General features: G+C 62.1%; 2 protein-coding genes. One reads left to right on the forward strand and one right to left on the reverse strand.

Features of this window, described 5'->3' with window-relative positions:
* The first annotated feature begins 354 nt into the window (after positions 1 to 354).
* Positions 355 to 801, forward strand: coding sequence for a hypothetical protein (locus ABZ624_RS43120; RefSeq protein WP_360101256.1), 447 nt, complete (start codon positions 355 to 357; stop codon positions 799 to 801).
* A 155-nt stretch (positions 802 to 956) separates the two neighbouring features.
* Here the strand turns inward: ABZ624_RS43120 and ABZ624_RS43125 are convergent, their stop codons facing one another.
* Positions 957 to 1,292 (reverse strand): transposase family protein, encoded by a 336-nt coding sequence (locus tag ABZ624_RS43125; RefSeq protein ID WP_360101259.1) that lies wholly within the window; start codon positions 1,290 to 1,292, stop codon positions 957 to 959.
* Positions 1,293 to 1,301 lie beyond the last annotated feature (9 nt).

Genomic DNA, 1,301 nt, shown 5'->3' on the forward strand with positions numbered 1-1,301 from the left:
ATCAAAAGGAGCATGTACAACCGGGCGTCCTTCCGGCTCCTCCGGATCCGGATACTCACTCGACCATGAGTTTCACGGAACTGCGGCCAGAACCAGATTCAAAGAGCGCCATCACCGCGCGCCCCTGATCCTCACGAGCCCGATCCTCGTTCATATCTGGGCGCTTCGAATAGCTTCCGCAGGAGAGGGCCGGGCTACTTACAGGCCTGGGGCAATGGGCCTGTGACAGTCCAAGTTCTGACAATACCCAGTTTCGCTACATGGAGTGAATACAGGTAGAGGGGAGATTGCCCCGTTTACTTTGAGGTATGAGGCGGACATCAGGTGTGAACCGTCTATCGCTGGGAGTCCTTTATGAAGGCCGCCAACATCAGCAGGCTGTTGACCCCTCCTCTGGTCCTGGGTTTGGTGGTGACCGCTCCCGGTGTGCCGGTCGCCTCTGCCACGCCTGCCAAGGCGGTCGACCGACAGACCTGGCAAGTCCGTTTCATTGCCCTCACCAACGCGGACGATGGCCGGACCGTCCGGGTATCGGCCGGGGACAAGATTCGGGTTCGCCTCACGGGTTCGAGTGAACAAGGCATCACCTGGGCCTGGAGTGAGCCGGAAGTCTCAGCGCCGGGTGACCTCAAGCACATCGAGGGCGGCGAAACACCCACTGGGGATGCGACGTCGCTTTTCCGCGCGACCCGTATTGGTCAGAGCCAGATCATCTCGCAACGGAGCTGCACAGCCGATCCTGGTCAGATGTGCCCCGACTCCATCCTTCCCTGGAAGGTCACAATCAAGGTGGTCCGGTGACGTCCCAGTGTGCCCCTTTATCCACTGGACCTCAGGTGGGATGGCCGTCACCGAACAGGACGCGAGCATGCCTTCTTGATGAGGGCCGGCGCTCCGCGCACTCTGTCACCGAGGTCAGAGTGCGGCCGGTGAGAGTCAAGGGCGCTCCCCTTTCCTCAAGCAGGTGAGGACCCCTGTCTGATGAAACGGCGCGTTCGCAGGCCCCGCCATAATGCGCCGTGAGTCCCAGGCCGGCGGTGTCGGTGGCGACAACGGCTCCGAGCTCGTTGCTCCTTCATCACCGGGAGCGAGGAACGTCGCGACGTCGGCTGGTGTGCGGAGGCGGGCGGTAGAAGCGTTGATGTGGTGGCGTGTGCTTGCAGGAGCGGGCGGACCTCCTGTTTTGCGCGGCTGATGGTCATGGCGGTGACGCCGAAGAGTTGGCCGAGGAGGTCCATGGTCGCAAGTTTGCGCAGGTGGAGCACAGTGACCAGGATCCGGTCGGCTGGGATGAGTTTGGC

It is taken from the genome of Streptomyces sp. NPDC007205, from assembly GCF_040634095.1.
In the GTDB taxonomy this organism is placed as follows: Bacteria; Actinomycetota; Actinomycetes; order Streptomycetales; family Streptomycetaceae; genus Streptomyces.

Coding starts and splice junctions, on each gene's coding strand:
- ABZ624_RS43120 (WP_360101256.1), top strand. CDS start 355: ATGAAGGCCGCCAACATCAGCAGGCTGTTGACCCCTCCTCTGGTCCTG.